We start from the raw sequence: 17,246 nt of genomic DNA on the forward strand, positions 1-17,246 counted from the left end.
CGGGGGTATAAAGATGGCTGAGAGGTTAATTTCAGCGCCGAAGCCGAGGCTTGAGGCCTCAGCCTGCCATCTTGATCGGCCTTGCTACCGGGTGGTGGCCACTGTTCCAGAGGATATAAGGGAAGTTATGCCCTATGTGAATGCCGTCTCTCAGGTCCTTCTCTACGAACCCGATGAGCCGGTGATCATCTTTCGTCTTTTGGGGTATCGGGTGGCTTTAAGGCCCCGGGAGATCACCGTAGGTACGGTGGCTGATTGGGAAGAGGCCCAGAGGGCCCTTAGTGAGGTGGTGGAATATCTCAACAAGATCTGGGCCGAGCGTCAAAAGATATCTCCTGACACGAGGCCCAAGAGACGGCCGCCGGCCCTGGAAATCTATAAGCTTCTTCCCCGAACAAATTGCGGCCAATGCGGGGAGGTATCCTGTCTGGCTTTTGCCACCAAACTGGCCCTGGGAAAGCTGGAACTTGAGGCCTGTGAGCCCCTTAACAAAGATGTCGAGGCCCGAAAGAGGCTTCTTAAGCTTATAGGGGCTGATTAAAGATTCATTTTTCTTGCCTTTGGCGGTGTTTCATCGTATTTTCCCTGGGAAAAGACTTGGCCTTCAGGTGCCCCCTGGGGGAGAATCGGGAAGTCCGGTGCAAGTCCGGCGCTGGCCCGCAACCGTGACCGGGGACGAACGCCGCTAGGCCTGGAGGGCAAGCCTCCGGGTGACAGGCCACTGGGGCCGGGAGGCCCCGGGAAGGCGCGGCAAGTAGGTTGATCCGGAAGCCGGGAGACCGGCCTGAAGGTCTGTTTTAGAGGAAGCGGGGCTTCGAGGCTTCTGGCCTCGTTTCCGAGAAGGGTCTTTTATCCCCTTCCGGAAACCCCCCTTGATCCCAAAAAACCATAAGGAGGGAGTTATGTCTGGCAAGGTAGTGTGTATAGGAGAGAGCATTAACATTATGTCTCGGAGTATAGGTCGGGCGATGAGGGAGAGGGATCCAGATCCTATTCGTCGTATGGCGCGTGAGGAGGTGGAGTTAGGGGCGGATTATTTAGATTTGAATATAGGTCCGGCGAAGAAGGATGGTCCGGAGTTAGCGTCGTGGATAGTGGAGGTAGTGGAGGGTGAGGTGGATGTACCGATATCGTTAGACACGACGAATCCTGAGGCGATGGTAGCAGGGATTAGTGCTTCTCGTCGGAAGCGTATATTGATGAATTCGATATCGGCTCAGCCTGAGCGTATGGAGAGGTTGATACCGGTTGCGGCGGAGAGTGGTGTGGATGTGGTAGCGCTTTTATGGGGGCCTGAGGGGATGCCTCGTGATGCGAATGAGCGGGCGGCGATGGCGGTGGATTTGATGATGAGGTTGAATGAGGCTGGTGTACCGAATGAGCGGATATGGTTTGATCCGATAGCGACGCCGATAACGTTGGGAGCGGATCAGTTATCGTATGGTTTTGAGTTTTTATCGATGTTGCCGGAGATAGCGCCTGGTGCGAAGAGTACGGTGGGTTTATCGAATGTATCGAATGGGGTATCGCGTCATTTACGTCCGTATTTAGATCGTGTTTATTTGATGATGTTGATGAAGTATGGGATATATTCGGCGATATTGAATGTGTATGACAAGGAGTTAGTGGAGATAGCGAAGGGTGAGCATCCTGATTGGGTGAAGTTAGTGCATGACATGATGGATGGTGATGAGCCAGATCCTAGTAGTTTGAGTGAGAAGGAGTTAGAGATATACAAGACTGTTCGTGTATTGATGGGTAAGACTATTTTTTCTGAATCCTGGTTGGAACTCTAGGCCTGGAAGGAGGGATCATGCCACGGATAATCTTTCTGCCGGCCCAGGTAGAAATAGAGGCCCAGCCTGAAGAGACCATTATTCGGGCGGCCATGAGGGCCGGAGTCCACATAAACGCCTCCTGCGGGGGGGCAGGAGTATGTGGCAAGTGCCGGGTCTTTGTGGAATCCGGTGAGGTGGAGGGAGAGAGCCTTCCTGAAGGGGGTTATAAGGCCTGCGTCACTATACCCCGAACCGACGTTACTGTTCGAGTGCCTGTAGAGAGTCAGATGGATCGTCGGGCCCTAGAGCGGCCCATGAAAAAGACTGCTGTCTCGTGGATCAAAGAAGGCCAGGCCCTTAAGTGGCAGCTTGATCCGGTAGTCTATCAGTATCACCTTGTCCTCCCGGAGCCTACCCTGGCTGACAACGCCAGCGATCTTTCTCGGCTCCTTAGGGAGTTGGTCAAGATAGGCCAAAAAGAGGATATAGACGTTGATACCGGGGTTCTCAAAAATCTTCCTTATGCCTTAAGGAAGGAAGGTTTTAAGTGCTCGGTCTCTCTCTTCCAGCCAGATCCTGAAGGGCGTTCTCTGCTCTTTGGGGTCCAGCCAGGGGCTCCTCCTAAAGAGATCCTTGCGGTGGCCATAGATATAGGGACCACCACGGTCTGTGGCGAGTTGCTGGATCTGGCCTCTGGTAAGGTCTTAGCCAGCCTCTCTGACTATAATCCCCAGGTCTCTTATGGTGAGGATATCATCAGCCGAATAGAGTTTGCCCGCCGGGAGGGGGGGCTGAGGCTTCTGCACCAGCGGATCATCGAATGTATCGCCCGTCTTATCCGAGAGATGACCCAAAAGGTGGGTAAGGATCCCTCGGAGGTGCTCCTGATCTCTTTGGCCGGCAATACCACCATGAGTCACTTCTTCTTGGAGCTTGAGCCCCGCTGGCTCAGGGAGGCTCCCTATGTGCCGGTGGCTACAATTATTCCTCCGGTGAGGGCCAGGGAGGTGGATCTTCCCGTGGCTGAGGGGGCTAGAATGATTTTGGCCCCCTCGGTGGCCTCTTATGTCGGAGGGGATATTGTCTCTGGAGTGGTGGCCAGCGGTATGTATCGTGAGGAGCCCCTGACGCTTTTTATAGATATCGGTACCAACGGGGAGATTGTGGTTGGTAATCGAGACTGGCTGGCCTGCGCTGCCTGTTCGGCGGGCCCGGCCTTTGAGGGTGGGGGAATAAAACATGGTATGAGGGCCACCACCGGGGCCATTGAGGCTGTCCATATAGATCCCGTCTCCCTTGAGCCAATGGTTCTCACTATCGGGGGCCGTCGTCCCAAGGGAATCTGTGGTTCGGGAATTATTGCTCTGCTGGCTAACCTCTTCACCGAGGGAATTATCGATCGGCAGGGCAAATTCAACCGTGGCCTTAGCCACCCTCGGGTAAGAGAAGGGAGAGATGGCTGGGAATATGTCCTGGTTTGGGCCCAGGAGTCGGCTACAGGCGAGGACATTGTCTTTACTGAGGCCGATATTGATAATCTCATCCGGGCCAAAGGGGCCATGTATGCCGGTTATCTCACCCTGCTTGAGTCTGTAGGGCTTTCCATCGAGATGGTCGAAAGGGTGCTTCTGGCCGGAAATTTTGGTAGTTATCTGGATCTCGAGCAGGCTATCACCATAGGCCTCCTCCCTGATCTTCCCCGAGATCGCTTCTTTTTCATCGGCAACAGCTCTTTGTTAGGAGCCCGTTTTGCCGCCTTTTCCAAGGAGGTGGCCGCTGATATGAAGCGGGTGGCCCAGATGATGACCAACTTTGAGCTCTCAGAAAATCCCAGCTTTATGGACCACTACGTATCAAGCCTCTTTTTGCCCCACACAGATCTTAATCTTTTCCCCTCAGTTAAGGAAAGGCTTGAGGCCGCAGCCTGATAATGAGGGGGCCCTATGTTCAGTCTCGTGCTGGAAAAAAGGGGCCCCCTTCTCCTTTACCGGACGCATCTGGCGCCGGACCTTGAGATCTTGGTCTCTACCCGATTTGGCGGGGCAAGCAAAGGACCTTATGAAGGCCTTAATCTTAGCTATTCTGTGGGCGATGATCCCTGCCGGGTAAGGGAAAACTTGTCTCTCCTTAAGGAGGTTGCCGGGGTCTCAGCTATTCAAGGGCTCCGCCAGGTTCATGGCAATCGGGTGGTCTGCGTGGAGTCTGCGGGCCTTAAGGAACCGGAGGCCGATGGTCTGATCACCACCTCTCCTGGATTGGGCCTTCTTATTCGGCAGGCCGACTGCCAGGCGGTGGTCCTTTATGATGAGAAGGTTCCGGTTTTGGCCAACCTTCACTGTGGTTGGCGAGGGTTACGGGCCGGCCTTATTGCCCGGACCCTTTCGCTCATGAAGCGGCGCTTTGGTGCCTGCCCCCGCCGATTATTGGCCTTTATTGCCCCTTCTCTCGGCCCCTGCTGTGGAGAGTTTCGCGAAAGGAAACGGCTGCCGGAAAGTTTCTGGCGCCACAGCCCAAGGCCCCTCTATGTGGATCTTTGGGCCGTAGCCAGAGAGCAACTCCTCCGTCAGGGCCTTCCCATGGAGAACATCTTCGTTTCCGGGCTCTGTACGGTCTGCCATCCGGAGTTCTATTCCTTTCGGCGTCAGGGCCTTACCGGACGCTTTGGAACCTTGGCCTTTATGCGTTGAATGACCTTGAGGCTCCGGAAGGCGTCAGCCTGTCCGATACTGTGAGGGCTATATGGTAGAAGCCCGCCACTTTTGGCGGGAAGATTATCAAAGAGGAGCTCTTCATCTCGAGTGAGATAGCTAAGATAAATTTTGAGCAGGGGCCGGGCCAGAGAAAGGCGTCCATTTTTGTCTTCTACAATGGCCATCTCTTCCCAGCGTCGTTTCTTAAAGCCCTTAAGCCATAGGCCTAGATAAAACTTGTGATTAAATTTGTCCTGCATATAAGGAGGCGGAGGCTCCGGAGAGGTCAATCCTTGGATAATTAGTTCCTCGACCTCACTTGACCCCTGGACGAGAAGTTCACTCCAGTCTTCATAGTCTATGGAGTCCAGACGGACGAGATAGGTCCCTTCATCCCAGAAGGTAAATCGGGCATGACAGACAGAACAGCGGCTTTGGGATAGAATTTCTTCTCTGTGGGAGGGGCGGGCCTCCATGCGGGGAAGAGAGAGCCTGTGGCCGGCAGAGGTGACCAGAACCAGACGGCCGCCTTCGACTACTACCCCCGGGGCCTGGGGCCTTTCTCCATGACAATCAAGACAGGAAGGGTCTTGACCACGCCCCATTAAGGAGGCCCGGTGGCAATCAATACAGGCCATGCCGGCCTCCTGGTGAACATCGGGGCTTAGCTGAAAATATTCCACCCCATAGGGGCGCTCAGGGGGAAGGCCTTCCTTAAGTGGAGAGCGAAAAGGAGCAGGGTAATCATGGTCAAAGCGGCCGTAGTAATCCCAGCCCACAAAGTTGCCATAGTGGCAATGAAGACAGGTCCGATCAGGAATCTGACTGGTAAAGCGGTGGTCAATTAACTTACCATCGCCATAGGTCAGGTGACAGGCGGCACATCCTGTACCATGGGTGGTCTCAGGATAGGTGTCTCCGGGATCATAGACATGGCAACGGAGACATCGTCGTCGAAGAAGATCATTTACCAGATCCTCAAGGTGCCTGATCTTTACTGGCCTGGGGATTTCAAGGGCTGAAGCCAGGGGCGAAAGTCCGAAGGCCTGACGGACCAGATTAACCTCATCGGTGAGGTGGTAGTGTTTGGTAGTGATGGCCGAGAGGGAGGCCTCCCTGTGGCAAGAGATACAGACACCGGCTCCTCCATCTTCGTCAAGGGCCGGTTCACTTTTAAGGCCTTGATGGGCCTCTTCTGCCCCTGAGGCCGGAGAGAGACCTTTATGGCATTTTTGACAGCTGAATTGATGGGCCGGATCAAGGCGATAGGGATGACAATCCTGACAGGTCTTCTGGGCCAGAGCCTGGTTTAAGGGGGCCAACCAGATGAGGAACCAGAGAAAGAGAAGGCACCGGATCACTTTTTTTCTCCTACCAGGAGGACCCAGCCCTCTTGTTGCTCGCGCCAGAGGATCTTGCAGCCGGCCTTCTTCAGACCCTCTTTGATCTCTTCTTCCATGGAGGGGACAAAGCCGGAGAGGATGTAATACCGGCCATTCCAGAACCAGGGGCGCCTGAAGAGCTCAAGAAGCAGCCCCCGGTAGAGGTTGGCCACGGTGATGTCCCGCCAGGGTAGTTCTGCCTCCAGAACATCGGCTAATTTGACCATGATTTGTTTGCCAAGGGCGTTTCTCTCTACGTTAGCCCGACAGACCTCGACACAGAGGGGGTTGCGATCCACAGCCAGGACCTTTTCGGCCCCCAGGTGACCGGCCAAAAGAGAGATAAGTCCCACTCCGCAACCCAGATCCGCCATAGTGGAGACAGGGGCCATCTCCCAGATCCGGGCCAGGGCCTCAAGGCACATTCTGGTGGTCGGATGGGCTCCCGAACCAAAAACTACACTGGGATCATAGCGAATCGTCGGCTCCGGTCTGCTCCAGTTTTGCCAACAGGGAACAAACCATCTACCGCCAACCAGAAAGGGGGCTAGACGTCGTCTTGTCCCCCAATCTTGGTAGTCGCTCTCTCCCGTGACTTCCAGGCTTAACCCCAACCTTTTAGAGAGTTCGGTCACCAAATCGTCTTTAGGCTGATGGAAGAAAAGGACAGCCTGGTCTTCCTCCTCCCAACAACCGATGAAGTCCGGATCATCTATCTGGTGAAGTTTTGGGTGGAGGCTTCCGAAACCATAGATGTAAAGCTTCCGGTAGCAGGTATGACCTCGCCGAAGCATCACCGTATAGATAATGAAAAAAAGGACCTCCCACAAGAAGAGATGTGTATGGAAGGCCTGAGATTTTTTGGGGCAGCTTTACGTATTTGTTACAAATTTAACGGCAAATTTAACCTCTATTAAGTTATTTTCCATTTTTGGAAGCTCCCCCGGTTTTTGGGCGGGGTTTGTCTATTTAGACTGGCCCCGCCTGAAATTTTCTACAAAAGGAGGTCTCCATGGTTGATTGTTTGTTTTCTTTAAGAATCCGTTTCTTATTGATTATGGTTTTAGCCCTACTTGTCTTTCCTTTCTCCGGGCTATCTATGGCCTTAATCCTCGATGCCCCCTCCAAGGTGAAGATTGATTTTCGGGAGGAAATTCGCTCCGAGAGCTGGTCCACCTTTGATGATGGCACCGGAGATGATTCCTATACCTTTGTTTCCAGTAAGATGAGATTGGGTTTCGGGTTTTCCTCCTCCCGAGTTGATGGTTACGCCCAGCTTCACTGGACCCAGTTCTTTGGGTTGCCGGATGACGCCATGTTTGGCACTGGCCAGCTTTACTTCGGCCAGAACGCCGGAGATTCCCAAGACATTGGCTATGCCGCCCTCTCTCAGGCCTGGTTAAGGGTTAAGTGTTCTCATGTCAGTGGTCTTAGCCTCCGCCTCGGGCGTTTCCTTTACAGCTCCGGGCTTGAGACTATTCCGCAAAACGCCACTCTTAAGTGGCTGAAGAAGGTACGGATTTCTCAGCGTCTTATTGGTCCGTTTGACTGGTCGAGGGTAGGCCGGGCCTATGACGGCTTTCAGGTGGTCTATGATCAGCCTCTCTGGAATCTTACCATAACCGGTGTTCAGCCCACTGCCGGAGGTTTTTACCTCAGGCGGGATGATCCTGAATACAATGGTAAGTCTGTTCATGATGTAGATATTCTGGCTGTAGCAGCTACCCTTAAAGATACCTATATTCCGGGCCTTGATGCCCAGGTTTTCTATTACTACTACAATGACGACCGGGGGCTTTCTCAAGACCCGGAGATCCACTCCTTAGGAGCTCACCTTCTCTATACCCGAGACGTTGGACCGGGGGCGGTGGATCTTCTCTTCTGGGGCGTCTATCAGTGGGGTGTCTATTCTTATAACGACCACAATGCCTATGCTCTGGCCCTCGAAGGGGGATATAAGTTCAAAAATCTGCCCTGGCAGCCTTGGTTTAGGCTGGGCTATTTTTACGGCTCCGGTGACGATGACCCCAACGATAATGATCACGAGACCTTTTTCATGATGATTCCCACCCTGAGAATTTATGCCTTTACCCCCTTCTATAATCTTATGAATACCAATTATGTCTTTGGTCAGGTGATTCTTAAGCCTCACCAGAAGGTGGTGGTCCGGAGTGATGTCCACAGGATCTGGCTGACCGAAGATCAGGATTCTTGGTACATGGGTTCGGGTATCACTCGTCCAGATCTCTTCGGTTATGTCCAGAAGAGCTCTGGGGGAGACGATGACCTGGCCACGATGTGGGATCTTTCCGTGTTCATCAAGGATCTCTATCATTATGGTCCTCTTTCTGTGGGCTTGAATCTCTACTACGGACATGTCTGGGGTGGTGATGTGGTTGAGAATAACTACCCTCAGGATGACGATCTGGACTTCTTTTATGCCGAGGTCGTCTTCTCCTTCTAAGAGGTTTAAGGCCCCTTATGGGGCCTTAAAATAATTTTTTAAGGAGGTCCCCGGTGAAGAAGGAGATCTTATTGGCCATGGTCTGTATTTTTTTTCTCCTCTCCTGTGGGGTTAAGAATCAGCCAACGGGAGAGATCTCACCGGCTCCGGCAAGCCAACATCCGGAGCTCTCAGAGCAGGAGAAGCTTATCGCCTGCTCCAGCTGCCATCAGGAGGTAACTCCAGAGATCTACGAACAGTGGTACAACTCCGTTCATGGACTGGATAACGTCAAATGTTTCCAGTGTCATGGAACCTATGAAAACTTTTCTGTTGTCCCCAAGATGGACAAGTGTGCCACCTGTCATGTGGAGCAGCTCCGGAAGATGCCCCCGGGCATGACCTGCTGGCAGTGTCATCCTGCCCATAAGTTTTCTGTCCATAAGTAATCAAGGAGGTGTCATATGGGCCTTTCAAGGAGAGAATTTCTCAAAAGGACGGCCGCCCTTACGGCCGCTTCTCTGGTAGGAGTCAAATTACCTTTTGAGGTCTCTGAGGCCGAGGCCGCTGATGCGGACCGCTGGGTCAGGGGGACCTGCCGTTTCTGTGGCGTCGGATGTCGGGTAGAGCTGGGGCTAAAGGGAGATCGACCGGTGGCCATAAGGGGGGTTCCTGAGTCAAAGACCAACCTTGGCTATGTCTGTATGAAGGGGATGCTTTTTTACAAACTCATGCTTCACCCCGATCGTCTTAAAAAACCCCTTTACCGGGCCCGCAAGAGTGAATCTTTTCGGGAGATATCCTGGGAAGAGGCCCTGGATATTGCCGCTAAGAAGTTTGCCCAGGCAGTGAGGGAACATGGACCGAACTCCGTGGCCTATTATGGTTCTGGTCAGGCCCTGACCGAGGAGACCTATCTTTTCCAGAAAATCTTTCGCGCTGGCTTGCGGACCAACAACGTTGAGGGGAACCCTCGGCTCTGTATGGCCAGTGCGGTAGGCGGCTACATTACCTCCTTTGGTGCCGATGAGCCCATTGGCTCTTATGCCGATATCGAGAAGGCCTTCTGCTTTTTTATCATTGGTAGCAACATGGCTGAGGCCCATCCTGTGCTTTTCCGGCGGATTATGCGTCGCAAGCTGGATCATCCTGAAGATGTCAAGGTTATCAACGCTGATCCCAGGATTTCCCCCACCTCTAGAATAGCAGACATCCACCTTCAGTTTCGTCCGGGAACAGATTTAGCTCTTCTTAATGCCATGGCCTATGTGATCATCGAGGAAGGTCTCTACGATGAGGATTTCATCCGACAGTATGCCACCTTCCGGGTAGGCAAGAAGAAAAAAGAGGTCGATTTTGATACCTATCGCCGTTTTCTGGCCGATTACACCCCGGAGAGGGCCTCACAGATATGTGGGGGAAATATCACCCCGGATAAGATTCGCCAGGTAGCCCGATGGTTTGCCACCTCCCGGGGGACTATGAGCCTGTGGACCATGGGAATTAACCAGCGAATCCGGGGGGTCTGGGCCAACAATCTTATCCATAATCTGCATATCCTCACCGGTCAGCTCTGCAAGCCAGGGGCGGATAGTTTTTCTCTTACCGGGCAACCCAATGCCTGCGGCGGGGTGCGCGAGGCCGGTGGTCTGTGTCATATCCTCCCGGCCCACAGGCCAGTAGTTAAAGACCACCTCCGTCATGAGGTAGAGAGACTCTGGGGAGTTCCTAAAGGACGCATTCCTAAAAAACCCGGTTATCACACTATAGCTATGTTTACGGCCCTCAATGAGGGTAAAATCAAGGCCATCTGGATCAACTGCACCAGTCCGGCTCAAAGCCTTCCCAATTGTGATAAGTATCGAAAGGGCCTGGCTCGAGAAGATGTTTTTATTATTGTCTCTGATATCTTTCCGACCAAGACCACCGAATTTGCCAATCTCATCCTGCCTACGGCCTTTCACTTTGAAAAGACCGGTGTCTTTGGCTGCACTGAGCGACGATCTCAGCTGACAGTCAAGGTCCTTGATCCGCCAGGAGAGGCCAAGCCTGAGGTCTGGATTGCCCGGGAGTGGGCCCTTAAGTTGGCTCAGGAACTTGGGGATCCGGTAATCAAAAAGTGTGTTGAACCTTTCCTGGGGCTTGATGAAGGTTATGACCTACCCAAGGCCATCTGGGATGAGTATACCCAGAAACTTACGGCCGGCAGAGACAATGACCTGCGCGGGGCCACTTATGAGGTCCTGAAGAAGCGTCCTGATGGCGTTCAATGGCCAGCCCCTACCGAGGAACTTGCTCTTCGTGGCGGCACCTACAAGAAGTTTGTCCGGGGGATCGATCCGCTGGCTGAAGAACACGCAAAAGATAACAAACCCTATCAGTTTTACGGCCCGGCCCATCCTGACCGGAAGCTTTGGATATGGTTGCGGCCTTACAAGGGGGCGGCTGAGGAACCAGATTCTGAATATCCCTTCTTCCTCTCTACTGGCCGGGTGATTGACCACTGGCATACAGCCAGCATGACCGGCCGAATCATCGAACTCATGCGGGCCAACCCTTATGCCTATGTAGAGATCAACCCTAAGGATGCCAAACGTCTAGGAATCCGTCCGGGAGACATGGTCTTGGTAGAGAGCCGTAGGGGGCATAATATCCTTCCGGCCAAGATCTACGAGGGGCCCATGGAGGGGATGGTCTTTGTATATTGGTACGATCAACACGAGGACCGACTCATCAACAAGGTGACTAAAGACGCCTTTGACCCAGGCTCCAAGGAGCCTGAATTCAAGATATGCGCCTGTCGAATAAGGCGGGTCTCCGGTCCCAGGCCCCTTAAGCCCTATCTGGCTCAGCTTAAGGTTTAGTCAAGAAGGGGAGGGCCATTTAGGCCCTTCCCTTTAAAAGGGGGATTTATGCCCATCGGTGGTTTTGTGGTCAACTGTCTTCCCCAAGACAAGGATTCGGTTCTTAAAAAGCTTTCCTCCGTTCCCGGGGCCAGTGTCTATGGCGAAGATGACCGGGGATACTTGATACTGGTTCTTGAGACCGAGACCTCTGAGGCCATGGAACAACTGGTAGATGAGATTGCTGCCTTTGACGAAGTTCTGGCCGTAAACCTGGCCTATCTCCACGGTGAGGATGAAGTTGAACAAATTCTTAAGGGGCGTCTTAAGCCACCTCTTCCAGGGCCCAAAAGGCGATTTTAAAAGGCGCCTTTTTCTTAAAGGCCTAGGATTGGCGTTCTTATGGCCCCTTGAGGTTCAGGCTCAAGGGCCGCTCTCCTCTCCTGTAGGGGTCAATCGACTGCGTCCTCCGGGGGCCATCGCTGAGGAGTATTTTCCCGGCCGCTGTATCCGTTGTGGACGCTGTGCCGAGATATGTCCCTATCGATCCATAGTGGTTCTTGATATTCATTATGGGGTTCATGCTGGAACCCCCCTCATCTTCGTAGAGAGGGTTCCCTGCTATCTTTGCATGAAGTGTGTCCAAGTCTGTCCTACGGGGACTTTGCGGCGGATAAGGCAGGAGGAGACACGTATGGGCACGGCGGTTATCAATCGTCGGGCCTGTATTACTTGGCAGGGCCAGACTCTATGCCGGACCTGTTACAATGTCTGCCCGTTTAAAGAACGGGCCATCCATCTGGATCAGCTGCGTCCGGTGGTCGATGAGAGATATTGTACCGGCTGTGGTCTCTGCACCCACGGCTGCCCCTTAACCCCTAAGGCTATCAATATCGAACCAACCTACTCCTATAGGCCGACAAAATGGTAAAGAGAGATTTCCCTCTGACACGCTGGCGCTACCTGGTTCTTTTGGGAGCCTTCCTTTTGATAGTAATCAACCCCTTTCTCAACTACTACTGGCACTTCAATTTTATACAAGGATGGTATCAATCATTAGGAATTGGCAAATTGTGGTTTGTCTCACCCCTTGAAGGCTTGGAGAGCATTTTGGTCTCCAAGACGGTGTATCTTCCCCTGCTCATTGGCATGCTCATTCCCGTGTTGGTGGCCTTATTTCTGGGGCGGGTGTTTTGCAGCTGGATTTGTCCTATAAGCTTTCTTGCCGAGACCTTTGAACGCTTAAAAGGACTTTGGGGGCGGTCTAAAGGGCGGGATTATCTCCTTATCTCCCGGAGGGTCTTTTGGTTTTCTCTGATAGTAGAGATCCTTTTAGCCATGATTCTTGGTGTCCCTCTTTTTGTGTTTCTTTCTCCTCCAGGGTTGGTGGGGCGCGAGGTCATGAGGGCTGTCTTCTTTCATACCCTGGGTCTTGAAGGTCTGATTGTGGTCTTGGTTCTTTTAGGAAACCTGATTACCCGCCGTCTTTATTGTCGTTATTTTTGCCCTTTAGGGGCCTTACTGGCCTTTCTTGGTAGTGGGCGGCGACTGGTTATTATCAGAGATTCTCATACCTGTAAGGAGTGCGGGCTTTGTGATCGGGCCTGCCCCTTAGGGCTTTCTGCAAGTAAAGACGAGGGTTTGTCTGCCTATTGCTGGAATTGTGGGGAATGTCTTGGGGCTTGTCCTCATCAGAGCCTTTCCTTTAAGTGGCGGGAGATGGCTCCTCTTCTCCGGGCTCAAAACGATACCCCACCCCAGGGTGAGTAATGATAAAACGAGGATGTTCTGGATCTGGCTCTATCTTCTGGCGGAGGCGCTGAATATGGACATCTAGGGCCCGGCTCCAAGGATAGATCTCCTTATCCGGCCATAGTTGACTCCGGATAAAATCGCGGCTGAGAACCTCTCCCGGTTGGGAGGCCAGGATCTCTAGAAGGTCATACTCCTTTTTGGTCAGTTTGACCGGCCGGCCATTTAGATAAACCTGACGCTTGGAGGGGATGATTTTGAGAGGGCCAAACTGAAGGCTTTCTTTTCGAGAAATGTCGGCTGTTCTTTTGAGTCTGGCTCGAATACGGACTAAAAGCTCTAAATACTCAAAGGGCTTGGTGAGATAGTCATCGGCTCCGGCTTCGAATCCTCGGAGCTTGTCGGAAAGGCTGTCTCGGGCCGTGACCATAATAATCGGTACTTGGGTCTTCTCTCGGATTTGTCGGCAGACCTTAAGACCATCGATATCTGGAAGGTTGAGGTCCAAGATTATGAGATCCGGGTGGTGTTCTTCAAGAAACTCCAAGGCCTCCAGGCCACTGGTGACTCCAAAGACCCTGAAGTCATCAAGTTCCAGCTGATCCTTAAGGAGAGAGAGAATGTCTTTTTCGTCCTCAACAATTAAGATCTCCGGCTTACTCATTGTCACTCCTCAACGGAAGTCTGACATTGAAAATTATACCCGCATGGTTCGGTTTCGAGATCCAGATTTCACCTCCATGAGCCTGGAGAATGCCTCGGCAGATAGCCAACCCCAGTCCCATCCCATCTGATTTGGTCTCTGACCCCCGGTAAAACTTTTCAAAGATTCGTGGCCATTCCTCCTCAGGGATTCCCGGACCATAATCCTCTACCGAAACGACTACTGAATCAGGCCGTTGGTCTACAGAGATGACGACAGAAGCTTCCCGCGGGGAGAACTTAACAGCATTGGCTAACAAATTTAAAAATACTTGAAACATTCTCTCCTTGTCAAAGGGTACCATTACCGGAGTCTCTGGGGCTTTTAGCTCAAGGCGGACACCTTTGTCTTGGGCTAAAGGTTGAACAGTGAAAATGACATCATCCAGTAACTCTATTAAATCCTCTCTTTTTATATTAAGTTTTATTCGTCCACTTTCTATCTTGGAGTAATTTAGTAAGTTGTTAATCATACTTGTTAGTTTTTCTGCATTTTTTTGGATTATGAAAAGCTGTGGATCATCTCTTTTATCTTTACGCATCAAGATTTCGGTGGCCAGTTTAATAGAAGTTAGAGGAGTTTTCAAATCATGAGTAATGTTAGAAAAGAATTCGCTTTTGTAGCGTTCTATTCTTTTTAGTTCTTCATAGGCAGACTTTAATTCTTGAGTGGCCTCTTGAATTTTTATCTCTAACTCTTTTTGATGACTGGCTAATTTTTCTACCATTCTATTAAAGCTTTTAGCTAGTCTCCTCCATTCTTGCCCTCGCTCAAGGCTGATTTTAGTCTTCAGATCCCCTTCTTCCACTCGCCGGAAGGCATCTATTAAGTCCTCAAGTGGATCCAAAAGAAAGAATCTGATTACGACGATTAGTCCAGCCAATACGACTACTAGAGTAGATGCAATATAAACACCAAGAAAGAACTTCTTTTTTCTGAATTCCTTAAAGGCGTTAGTGGCCGGAATGCCGATACTGATACATCCCTGGATGTTGTTTTTAAACTCAGAGTGACAGCTGAGACACTCTTGGGAAAACCTTAAAGGGGCAGCGTATCTAAAGATCGGTTCTGGAGCGTTAATAATCTTCCAGACCTCTTTCTGGCCATTTTGGAGTCTCCTTATGGCCTCTTTTTCAAATTCATCTGGACGGTGATTGGGATTTTGAGCGTTAATGACAGCGACCCGAATTTGGTAGGGAATTTTGTGCTGAGCAAAGGTGGCGATTTCCTTTGTGAAATGAGAAGGGGTCAAAAGCAAAAAGTGATTCTCTTTCTTGACATAAATACCGCCATGGCCGGATATCCACTGTCTAGTCATGTCGATGTAGTAGTAAATGGCCTGGGCCTGATTTTTCATCTCCTGGACCAGAAATCTTTCTTCTTCTAGGGCGAACCAGAAAAAAAATAAGGCTCCCAGAAGACCGAGAATGATAATGATAGAAAGGATGATTTTTTTACTTACAGAGAAAAAAGGCATGGATTCCACCCCTTTAGCTTGGGCCTACCGGCGGGTAAGTCTTCTAAACCTCTTCTTTAAAGATGACAATTTTATCTTCTCCTAGAAGATAAATCGGAAATTTGACCCTCCCAGACCAAAAAATCTTCAAAAAAGAAAGAGGGGGCTTTAAGCCCCCTCTCTCGCTGTTTTTTTGTCAAATCTTGTGGGATTTTACATCGGTCCTGTGTCCATAACCGGACTCAACTCTTCTATCTTATTGTGCTTCATACGCCAGTTGTAGATGTCTTCCATGTCTTTATAAATCTGGAACATCTGGAAGAAGCCATGCCAATGGGCATAGTCAGGACCGTTCATAGCCGCTCCCTGACGGGCCCGGCGTCCGGCATGGTGCCAGAGATAGTAATTAAGCTCCAAGATGGGATCCTTCCAGGGATCCTTTTTAAGGAGCCCCTTGGCCTTAAGCTCATTGATCATCTTCTGGGCATTATCATAATAGCGGTTGTAAAGGGCCACAGCCTTATCCAGGGCGCTGAAGATGTTCTTGGTGTGGGTAGAGCTATGACAATTGATGCAGACCTTTTCCATTAACTTGCGGCCCTTCTCGCCGTCTCCCCGTTCACCACTTCTTACTACGCTACGAGGATGGACCAGATCCCACTTGAGCCGTTCGTTGACATTATGGGTGGTCTTAAGTTCACCAATTCCGCTCATATGACAGGTGGCGCAGGTGGGAGCTGTATAATCACCCGGCTCCCAGGCATCAGGAGCACTATCCCAGCGCCATTTTTCCCCTTCGGTGAGAAAGATTTGTCCATGTTTGCTCTCATAGTAGATTTCGATGTTTGGATGGTCCGGTCCTAGGTGACAGGAAGCGCAGGCCTCTGGTTTTCTGGCCTCAGCGATACTGAAACGATGTCTGGTGTGACATACGGTGCAGTTACCGATACCACCATCTGGATAGCGCTGGCCAATTCCCCCAGGCCAGGTATTCTTAATGGGTTTTTTGTCCGGCCCCAGTTCGATCTTAGTCCCGTGACACATCTGACATCCTGTGGCCCGGGAGGCATAAACGATATCCTCATCAGGAGAGACGCCCATAAACTGGCCGCCCTCGTAGTGATACATAAGCTTCTGAAACTTCTTCTTTTCTACCACCGGGGCACTGGCAAGCTTGGCGTGGCCGCTTTTGCTAAATTGCTCTACCTCTGTGGGATGGCAACGCTCACAGGTCTTGGGGGACACCATAGGAGAGGTGTAGATGTTAGTCCCCCGAACCCCTTCACACTGGCTGGCCATGGGAGAGCTCTTGGGAACCACATGGCAGTCATAACAGGAGACCCCGGCGTGGGCCATTCTCCCCTGTTTCCAGTCTTCGACAATGCCCGGGGTCTTTTTGGCATGACACTCGATACATTTTAAGGCCTCCGGGGAGAAGCCCCTCTTGATAACCAGCTCCTTTGTCTTGGAGAGGTTGGGATAAACTCCCTCCTTACTCCCCTTAGCTGCCCAGGAAGGACCAGAGAGGCCCAGCAAAATGGCCAGCGAAAGGACTAAAAAGCCTGATCTCTTCAACCAATCCATAAGAAACCCTCCTTAGCAAGATTTTTTACTTAGATTTATCTTTGGAAACCCCCTCCCTGAGGGCCAGAAGAAGGTCTCCGTGGCCCACAGTGTGGTGACAATTGATACAGGTCTTATTGGTTTCTCCCAATTCATAGGCCCGGTGGGCGGTGAAGGCCTTGAGAGGGATCCCCGGGGCCACCAGCTCTTTGTGACACTTACGGCAGCCGGATTCATAGGCCTCATGGGTGTATGGTTTTTTGTGTTCCCAGTGTTTGAGCCAGTGCTCCAGGGTGGCCTTACGACCGGTGACATGGGCTACATAGTCGTTTATGCCAAACTTGGTCTTGGCCACCAGGTAGGTAAAAAGGCCGTCGTGGGGGAGGTGGCAGTCTACACACTTGGCCTTTATGACCCCCTTATCATTAGGACCGTGAGCTCCGGCGGCCCAAGTTTCTTGGAATATCTTCATCTCATGACAGGAAGAGCAAAACTTTACCGTACCGGTGGATTTGACTTGGACAGCAGTAATAAAAGAGAAGACCAGGGCGGCAATAAAGCCAATGATCAAACCTTTTACCAAGGTCCCTCTGCTACTATTGTGACCCATACAGTCCTCCGCCTAAGAGATTCATT

Annotated in this window: 16 protein-coding genes and 1 riboswitch; of the genes, 10 read left to right on the forward strand and 6 right to left on the reverse strand. The window is 51.5% G+C overall.

Annotation, left to right across the window (positions count from 1 at the left end; genetic code table 11):
- The first annotated feature begins 13 nt into the window (after positions 1-13).
- From G4V39_RS10615 to G4V39_RS10630, 4 genes are all read left to right on the forward strand, one after another.
- Positions 14-541 carry a (Fe-S)-binding protein gene (locus G4V39_RS10615; protein ID WP_166032914.1) on the forward strand — a complete coding sequence of 176 codons (528 nt, stop codon included), beginning with the start codon at positions 14-16 and terminating at the stop codon, positions 539-541.
- A gap of 48 nt (positions 542-589) precedes the next feature.
- A riboswitch (cobalamin riboswitch) is annotated at positions 590-802 on the forward strand.
- Positions 803-902: 100 nt separating this feature from the next.
- The gene (locus G4V39_RS10620) at positions 903-1,796 is read left to right on the forward strand and encodes a dihydropteroate synthase (protein WP_166031275.1); all 894 of its coding nucleotides are present in this window, start codon (positions 903-905) and stop codon (positions 1,794-1,796) included.
- A gap of 17 nt (positions 1,797-1,813) precedes the next feature.
- Entirely contained in the window at positions 1,814-3,706 is a 1,893-nt protein-coding gene (locus tag G4V39_RS10625) for an ASKHA domain-containing protein (protein ID WP_166032915.1), read from the forward strand.
- A 15-nt stretch (positions 3,707-3,721) separates the two neighbouring features.
- Positions 3,722-4,465 carry a purine nucleoside phosphorylase YfiH/LACC1 family protein gene (locus G4V39_RS10630; RefSeq protein ID WP_166032916.1) on the forward strand — a complete coding sequence of 248 codons (744 nt, stop codon included), beginning with the start codon at positions 3,722-3,724 and terminating at the stop codon, positions 4,463-4,465.
- Here the strand turns inward: G4V39_RS10630 and G4V39_RS10635 are convergent.
- Positions 4,420-5,829, reverse strand: coding sequence for a hypothetical protein (locus tag G4V39_RS10635; protein WP_166032917.1), 1,410 nt, complete (start codon positions 5,827-5,829; stop codon positions 4,420-4,422). The genes G4V39_RS10630 and G4V39_RS10635 overlap by 46 nt on opposite strands.
- The gene (locus G4V39_RS10640) at positions 5,826-6,680 is read right to left on the reverse strand and encodes a 50S ribosomal protein L11 methyltransferase (protein ID WP_166032918.1); all 855 of its coding nucleotides are present in this window, start codon (positions 6,678-6,680) and stop codon (positions 5,826-5,828) included. Before G4V39_RS10640 ends, G4V39_RS10635 begins: the two co-directional genes overlap by 4 nt.
- 182 nt (positions 6,681-6,862) lie before the next feature.
- On the opposite strand from G4V39_RS10640, the gene G4V39_RS10645 reads away from it, so the two are divergent.
- Genes G4V39_RS10645 through G4V39_RS10670 form a run of 6 tightly spaced genes read left to right on the forward strand, consistent with a single transcriptional unit; the run spans position 6,863 to position 12,906 of the window.
- On the forward strand, positions 6,863-8,314 hold the full coding sequence (locus tag G4V39_RS10645) for an alginate export family protein (protein ID WP_166032919.1): 1,452 nt from the start codon (positions 6,863-6,865) through the stop codon (positions 8,312-8,314).
- 53 nt (positions 8,315-8,367) lie between these two features.
- Positions 8,368-8,742: a cytochrome c3 family protein gene (locus G4V39_RS10650; RefSeq protein WP_246169682.1), complete on the forward strand. Its 375-nt coding sequence runs from the start codon at positions 8,368-8,370 to the stop codon at positions 8,740-8,742.
- 15 nt (positions 8,743-8,757) lie between these two features.
- A complete protein-coding gene (locus G4V39_RS10655) occupies positions 8,758-11,157 on the forward strand; it encodes a molybdopterin oxidoreductase family protein (protein WP_166032920.1) in 2,400 nt (799 codons plus the stop codon).
- Positions 11,158-11,205: 48 nt separating this feature from the next.
- Complete coding sequence (locus G4V39_RS10660; RefSeq protein ID WP_166032921.1) at positions 11,206-11,499, forward strand: chaperone NapD; 294 nt, start codon at positions 11,206-11,208, stop codon at positions 11,497-11,499.
- A gap of 28 nt (positions 11,500-11,527) precedes the next feature.
- Positions 11,528-12,067 carry a 4Fe-4S dicluster domain-containing protein gene (locus G4V39_RS10665; RefSeq protein ID WP_246169684.1) on the forward strand — a complete coding sequence of 180 codons (540 nt, stop codon included), beginning with the start codon at positions 11,528-11,530 and terminating at the stop codon, positions 12,065-12,067.
- The gene (locus G4V39_RS10670; RefSeq protein ID WP_166032923.1) at positions 12,061-12,906 is read left to right on the forward strand and encodes a 4Fe-4S binding protein; all 846 of its coding nucleotides are present in this window, start codon (positions 12,061-12,063) and stop codon (positions 12,904-12,906) included. Before G4V39_RS10665 ends, G4V39_RS10670 begins: the two co-directional genes overlap by 7 nt.
- Here G4V39_RS10670 and G4V39_RS10675 read toward each other — a convergent pair.
- From G4V39_RS10675 to G4V39_RS10690, 4 genes are all read right to left on the reverse strand, one after another.
- Positions 12,842-13,552: a response regulator transcription factor gene (locus tag G4V39_RS10675; protein ID WP_166032924.1), complete on the reverse strand. Its 711-nt coding sequence runs from the start codon at positions 13,550-13,552 to the stop codon at positions 12,842-12,844. The genes G4V39_RS10670 and G4V39_RS10675 overlap by 65 nt on opposite strands.
- Complete coding sequence (locus G4V39_RS10680) at positions 13,545-14,948, reverse strand: ATP-binding protein (protein ID WP_220126109.1); 1,404 nt, start codon at positions 14,946-14,948, stop codon at positions 13,545-13,547. Before G4V39_RS10680 ends, G4V39_RS10675 begins: the two co-directional genes overlap by 8 nt.
- A gap of 312 nt (positions 14,949-15,260) precedes the next feature.
- The gene (locus G4V39_RS10685) at positions 15,261-16,631 is read right to left on the reverse strand and encodes a multiheme c-type cytochrome (RefSeq protein ID WP_166032926.1); all 1,371 of its coding nucleotides are present in this window, start codon (positions 16,629-16,631) and stop codon (positions 15,261-15,263) included.
- A gap of 25 nt (positions 16,632-16,656) precedes the next feature.
- Entirely contained in the window at positions 16,657-17,220 is a 564-nt protein-coding gene (locus G4V39_RS10690) for a cytochrome c3 family protein (RefSeq protein ID WP_166032927.1), read from the reverse strand.
- Positions 17,221-17,246: the final 26 nt, after the last annotated feature.

The sequence above is a fragment of the Thermosulfuriphilus ammonigenes genome, from assembly GCF_011207455.1.
Lineage (GTDB): Bacteria > Desulfobacterota > Thermodesulfobacteria > Thermodesulfobacteriales > ST65 > Thermosulfuriphilus > Thermosulfuriphilus ammonigenes.

Excerpts from the sequence above, each read along its gene's own strand:
- G4V39_RS10660 (WP_166032921.1), top strand. The coding sequence starts at position 11,206 with ATGCCCATCGGTGGTTTTGTGGTCAACTGTCTTCCCCAAGACAAGGAT.
- G4V39_RS10685 (WP_166032926.1), bottom strand. The coding sequence starts at position 16,631 with ATGGATTGGTTGAAGAGATCAGGCTTTTTAGTCCTTTCGCTGGCCATT.
- G4V39_RS10675 (WP_166032924.1), bottom strand. The coding sequence starts at position 13,552 with ATGAGTAAGCCGGAGATCTTAATTGTTGAGGACGAAAAAGACATTCTC.
- G4V39_RS10630 (WP_166032916.1), top strand. The coding sequence starts at position 3,722 with ATGTTCAGTCTCGTGCTGGAAAAAAGGGGCCCCCTTCTCCTTTACCGG.
- G4V39_RS10620 (WP_166031275.1), top strand. The coding sequence starts at position 903 with ATGTCTGGCAAGGTAGTGTGTATAGGAGAGAGCATTAACATTATGTCT.
- G4V39_RS10645 (WP_166032919.1), top strand. The coding sequence starts at position 6,863 with ATGGTTGATTGTTTGTTTTCTTTAAGAATCCGTTTCTTATTGATTATG.
- G4V39_RS10625 (WP_166032915.1), top strand. The coding sequence starts at position 1,814 with ATGCCACGGATAATCTTTCTGCCGGCCCAGGTAGAAATAGAGGCCCAG.
- G4V39_RS10690 (WP_166032927.1), bottom strand. The coding sequence starts at position 17,220 with ATGGGTCACAATAGTAGCAGAGGGACCTTGGTAAAAGGTTTGATCATT.
- G4V39_RS10670 (WP_166032923.1), top strand. The coding sequence starts at position 12,061 with ATGGTAAAGAGAGATTTCCCTCTGACACGCTGGCGCTACCTGGTTCTT.
- G4V39_RS10680 (WP_220126109.1), bottom strand. The coding sequence starts at position 14,948 with ATGAAAAATCAGGCCCAGGCCATTTACTACTACATCGACATGACTAGA.
- G4V39_RS10655 (WP_166032920.1), top strand. The coding sequence starts at position 8,758 with ATGGGCCTTTCAAGGAGAGAATTTCTCAAAAGGACGGCCGCCCTTACG.
- G4V39_RS10615 (WP_166032914.1), top strand. The coding sequence starts at position 14 with ATGGCTGAGAGGTTAATTTCAGCGCCGAAGCCGAGGCTTGAGGCCTCA.